The organism is Thiobacillus sp. (assembly GCF_024708915.1).
This window is the reverse complement of record NZ_JANJXQ010000194.1, coordinates 1-5,473: the sequence shown is the minus strand read 5'-3', so window position 1 is coordinate 5,473 and position 5,473 is coordinate 1. Positions and strand designations below refer to the sequence as shown.

At 67.8% G+C, this 5,473-nt stretch carries 4 protein-coding genes; all 4 read right to left on the bottom strand.

Annotated elements, in window-relative coordinates; all coding sequences use genetic code 11:
- Positions 1-1,122 (bottom strand): phenylacetate--CoA ligase family protein (locus Q0L94_RS13325; RefSeq protein ID WP_296753943.1); only part of this gene is annotated, 1,122 nt, incomplete at its 3' end.
- The gene (locus Q0L94_RS13320) at positions 1,119-2,369 is read right to left on the bottom strand and encodes a glycosyltransferase (protein ID WP_296753942.1); all 1,251 of its coding nucleotides are present in this window, start codon (positions 2,367-2,369) and stop codon (positions 1,119-1,121) included. The genes Q0L94_RS13325 and Q0L94_RS13320, both read right to left, overlap by 4 nt.
- The gene (locus Q0L94_RS13315) at positions 2,362-3,588 is read right to left on the bottom strand and encodes a TIGR04063 family PEP-CTERM/XrtA system glycosyltransferase (RefSeq protein ID WP_296753940.1); all 1,227 of its coding nucleotides are present in this window, start codon (positions 3,586-3,588) and stop codon (positions 2,362-2,364) included. The genes Q0L94_RS13320 and Q0L94_RS13315 overlap by 8 nt, the downstream gene beginning before the upstream one ends.
- Positions 3,585-5,459 (bottom strand): XrtA/PEP-CTERM system amidotransferase, encoded by a 1,875-nt coding sequence (locus Q0L94_RS13310; RefSeq protein WP_296753945.1) that lies wholly within the window; start codon positions 5,457-5,459, stop codon positions 3,585-3,587. The genes Q0L94_RS13315 and Q0L94_RS13310 overlap by 4 nt, the downstream gene beginning before the upstream one ends.
- Positions 5,460-5,473 lie beyond the last annotated feature (14 nt).

The window sequence follows — 5,473 nt, the reverse complement described above, 5'->3', positions numbered from 1 at the left end:
GCGCAGCACGTAAATCACCGCCAGCGCATGCATGATGCGGCCGTCGGCGGCGACGATGAAATCGGTCTGCCGCCCCACCACCGCGTCCAGCACGGCGAGGCCGCGCCCGCCGGGATCGGCCCGCCCCGAACGCCTGACCACATCGCCGGTGCGGTAGCGGATGAAGGGCTGCGCCGCCGACACCAGGCTGGTGATCACCGCCTCGCCTTCCTCTGCCGGCTTGCCCGCCGCATCCAGCACTTCGATGAGATGCGTCTCGCTCATCTGCAGCAGCGACCCGTCCGGTGCCTGCAGCGCCATCAGCCCGGCATCGCGGGCACCGTACTCGACCGAGACCGGCACCCCGAACACGCGTTCGATCAACTCGCGCTGATGCGGAAACAGCGGCTCGCCGGTGCTGCTCACCACACGCAGCGCGGCCAGCTTCGGCCGGCTGCCGCGCGCCTCGGCATGGGCGGCCAGCAGCGCCAGGCTGCTGGCGTAGCCGTAGATCGCCCGCGGATTCCATGCCTGGATCGCCTGCAGGTAATCATCCATGCGCGCGGGCGACATCTCGAACGCATTCAGCAACAGCTGGTTGACCAGGCGGTCGCGCAGGGACTTGATGTGGTCGGTCTTGTTCAGCTCCACCGGCGCGCCCCACAGGTACACCTCGCGTTCGCCCGGATCGACGCCCCACCAGCGGCGCGCGCGCAGCCGCCCGGCGGCGTCGGCGGCCTGGCGTGCCCGGCCGAAATAGAAACTCAGCGGCTCGCCGCTGGAACCGCCGGTGGTGTAGGGGTACACCCCGCCCGGTACGCCGCGCCACACCAGCCGCTCGACGTTGTCGCGGGCGTCGCGCTTGTCCATCGTCGGAAGGCGCGACAAGTCGGTCAGCAACACCGCCCCGGCTCTGACGGCATCGGTCAGCCCGGCGGCCTGCAGCCTGGCCGCGTGCCACGGGCTGTGCGCCAGGGCGCCTTGCAGCAGCACGTTGAGATGCCCGGTCTGATAATCCAGCATCTCGCTGCGCGACAGCCACTGCGTGCGCTCCAGCTCGGCAAGCACGGCGAAGGTCGGCCGCTGCATCGCCGCCTCCTGGGCGCGAAACACGTTGCGGGCGAGCCAGGCGGGGATTTTCATTTGCCTGCAAGCCCCGAAGGAACCGCCGTTGTATTCATGATGCGCTCGAACGCGCTCAGCAGCTGCGCCACGCGCTTGTCCCACTGGTTGGCGCGGGCGTATTCGAGGATCGCGGCGCGATTCCAGTCCGCATTCAGCGCGGCGTCCAGCGCCTGCCGCAAGGCGGCCGCGTCGCCAAACGGCACCACGCTGCCGAGTTCGGCACGGCAGACCACCTCGGCATTGCCGCCGACGTCGGTGGTGACGACCGGCAGGCCGCAGGCCATGGCTTCGAGAAATACATTGGCCCAGCCTTCGTTGCGGGTCGCCAGCACGAACACGTCTGATGCCGACAACGGCCATTTGAGCTCCTCCGGCGGCAGCGCGCCAAGAAAGTGCACGCGCCCGGCCAGGCCCAGCCGCGCAACCTGCGCATCGAGTTCGGGGCGCAGGTCGCCTTCCGGGCTGCCGCCGCCGACGACGAGGTAATGCAGGTCCGGATGGCGCATGAGCAGCGCCGGCAGGCAGTCGATGACGCGGTGCATGCCCTTGCGCTCGACCAGTCCCCCCACCGAGATCAGCACGCGCGCGCCGGCCGGCAGCTCGAACCTGGCGCGCGCGGCGGTCCGCTCGACCGGCTGGAAAACGCCAATATCCACGCCGTTGCCGACGACTTCGGTTTTCTCGTCGGCGGCGCCGAGATCGAGCGCCAGCCGGCGCAGGGAATCGGACACCGAGAACACCCGCGTGGCGGCCTTGAGCGTGCGAGCCAGGCGCGGACGCAGCACCGGATCGCGGCTATGCGGCACTTCGGTGCCGCGCAGGGTGACCGTCACCGGCAGGCCGAGCCAGCGCCCCAGCCGGACCGCGGCTTCGCCGTCCGGGTAGGTAAAGTGGGCATCGATCAGGCGCGCGCCCTCGGCCCGGAGGCGGCGCAGCAGAAAAAAGCTGCCCAGCGCCATCGCCATGCCGTCGAGCCGGCGCAGCAGACCGGGCAGCGCCAGGAAACGCGGGTGATACACGCGGATGCCCTGCTGGATCTCCAGCACCGGCGCCGACGGACGGTAGCCGGGGCGCAGCCGGCGGATCAGCGACTGGCCGGGAAACCACGGCTGCGGCGAAACGACGGCAAGCGGCCGATGCTGCGCCACACGGAACATGCGCTCACGGATGAACAGGCCGGCACCAGGGCGTGCCGCACTGGGGAAGAGCGAACTGAACACGACCAGGTCGACCCGGCGCGGTTCGACTGTGCCCGCCTCAGCCAAGCGCCGTCTCCATGCCCGGCTTCACGAGGCTGCCGTACACCCCCCGATAACGCGCCACGCTGGCCGCCCAGTTGCGTTCGGATTCCACGAACTGGCGGCCGTTGCGCTTCATGCGGTCCCAACCCTGCTCGTACTTCAGCAGCGCCACCACCTTGCTGGCGAGGTCTCCGGCATTGCCCGCCTGGAACAGCGTGCCGGTCTTGCCGTCCTGGATCAGTTCCTTGTGGCCGCCGACATCGGACGCCACCATCAGCCGCCCCTGCGCCATCGCTTCCAGCGGCTTCAAAGGCGTGACCAGTTCGGTCAGCCGCATCGGGTGACGCGCATACACCAGCACGTCGATCAGATCGTAGTAACGGTTCACCTCGGCGTGCGGCACCCGCCCGGTGAACACCACGCGCTCTTTCAGATCGAGCGCCATCACCTGCCGTTTCAAGGCCGCCTCCTGCGGCCCGCCGCCGACCAGCAGCACCTTCACGTCGGGTATCTGTTTCAGAATCGCCGGCAGCGCATCGAGCAGCAAGTCGAGTCCTTCGTAAGCATAGAACGAGCCGATGAAGCCGAGCACCCGGCTGCTGCCAAGACCGAGCTTCAGCTTCAGCCCGGCATCGGGCTTGCCGCCGACGGCGAATTGGTCGATGTCGACCGCATTCGGGATGACGGTGATCTTGTCCCGCGCGATGCCGCGCGCGACGAGGTCGCGGCGCAGGCCTTCGCAAATGACCGTCACCGCGTCGGCATTTTTTACTGCCCAGGTTTCCAGCGCGCGCGTCAGTCTGTAGCGCAGGCCACCTTCTTGCGTGCTGCCGTGATCGACCGCGGCGTCCTCCCAGAATGCACGGATTTCATACACTACCGGAATGCCCAGCTTGCGCCCGACGCGTATCGCCGGCACCGCGTCGAGCACCGGCGAATGCGCGTGGATGACGTCGGGCTGCAGGTCGCGCGCCAATCCCAGCAGGCGTTTTTCGATGGCCCCCATCACTGCGAACGGGTCGCCGCCCGGCAGCCGGGCGAGCAGACCGGACGGTTTCGGGGTGCGGTAAAAATGCAGGCCGTCGGCGTCCTCCTCCGGCACGCTGCAATCGATCTGCTTGGGGCCGGACAGGTGCCAGGTCTGCCAGCCCAGCTTGCGCTGGTTGCGCAGGATCGCCGCGCTGCGGAAGGTGTAGCCTGAATGCAGCGGCAGGGTGTGGTCGAATACGTGCAGGATCTTCATGCCGCCTCGCGCTGCGTGTCGTCCATACCCAGCACCTGCGCCAGGAAGGCGTCGAACATCAGCACCGTCCACAGAATCACCGAATAATCGCGCTGACCGGATTGATGGGCCTCGACCGCCTGGCGCAGAAAATCCCGATTGAACAGGCCGGTGGAAACCAGCCGCTCGCCCAGCACCACGCCGCGGATGGTGGCGGCCAGCGGGCCGCGGAACCAGGCGGCCAGCGGCACCGAGAATCCCATTTTCCTGCGGTACAGCACGTCATGCGGCAGATACGGTTCCATCGCCTTTTTCAGCAAGTATTTGCCCTCGGTGCCGCGCAGCTTGAGATCGGTGGGCAGCCCCGACACCCAGCCCATCAGCTCGTGGTCGAGCAGCGGCTCGCGCACTTCGAGCGCGTGCGCCATGCTGGCGCGGTCGACCTTGGTGAGGATGTCGCCGGCCAGATAGGTTTTCATGTCGAGATACTGCACCAGCGACAGGGGATCGTCGGTGGGCGCCACCGCCGCGTGGCGGCGCAGCACTTCCACCGCCTGGTAGCCCTGCAGTTCGCGCCGGAACGACGGCGAAAACAGCTGCCTGCGCTGCGCATCCGACAGCAGCGAAACGCCGTGAAAATAGCCCTCGACCGTATCGCGCGCCAGCGCCTCGAAGGTGGTCTTGGCGCGCAGCACCCTGGGCGCCCAATCGGCTTTCGGGTACAGCCTGCCGAGCGTGCCGAACAGCGGGCGGCGCAGCGCGAGCGGCATCGCCGCGCGCATGCGCTCTTCGTAGCGGAACCAGCGGTAGCGCCGGTAGCCGGCGAAATGTTCGTCGCCGCCGTCGCCCGACAGCGCGACTTTCACGTGCTTCCTCGCCAGTTCGCACACCCGGTAGGTCGGCAGTGCGGACGAATCGGCATAGGGCTCGTCGTATACCTGGGCGAGCTTGCCGACCAGGCTGAAATCGTCGGCGGCGACGGTTTCGACATGATGCTGCGTGCGATAGCGGTCAGCCACCTGCTGCGCATACTCGACCTCGTTGAAGGCCGGGTCGTCGAAGCCGATCGAGCAGGTGTTCACCGGCGCGGCCGACTGCGTCGCCATCATCGCCACCACCGCGCTGGAATCGACGCCGCCCGACAGGAACGCGCCGAGCGGCACGTCGGCGATCATGCGCAGGCGGACCGATTCCTTCATCCGTTCGACCAGCTCGTCCATCGCGCCAGCCTCGTCCGTAACCTTTACCGGGGCAAAGGGCATGTCCCAGTACTGCTTCGGCAGCGCACGCGCCTGGCCGCGTTTGAGCGTGAGCGTGAACCCCGGCGGCAGTTTGTACGCGCGCTTGAAAATGGTGCGCGGCTCGGGCACGTAGCCGTAGGCGAAATATTCCTCGACCGCCAGCGGGTCGATGTCGCGCGCCAGGCAGGGATGCGCCATCAGCGACTTCAGTTCGGAGCCGAAAATGAACTCGCCGCTGTCGAGGAAGGCGTAATACAGCGGCTTGACGCCGAAGCGGTCGCGCACCACGAACAGCGTTTCCTGCTTGCGGTCCCACAGCGCGAACGCGAACATGCCGCGGAAGCGCGCGACGCAGGCTTCGCCCCAGGCCTCCCAGGCGTGGACGATGACTTCGGTGTCGGAATGGGTGCGGAAGACGTGGCCGAGCGCTTCGAGCTCGGGCACCAGTTGCTGGAAGTTGTAGATTTCGCCGTTGAACACCACCACCACCGAGCCGTCTTCGTTGAACAGCGGCTGCTGGCCGGTGGACAGGTCGATGATCGACAGCCGCCGGTGCCCCAGCCCCACGCCGGGCTCCAGATGCAGGCCGCCTTCGTCGGGACCGCGGTGAAACTGGGTTTCGTTCATGCGATGCAGCAGTTCGCGCGAAATCTCGTTCGCGCCGC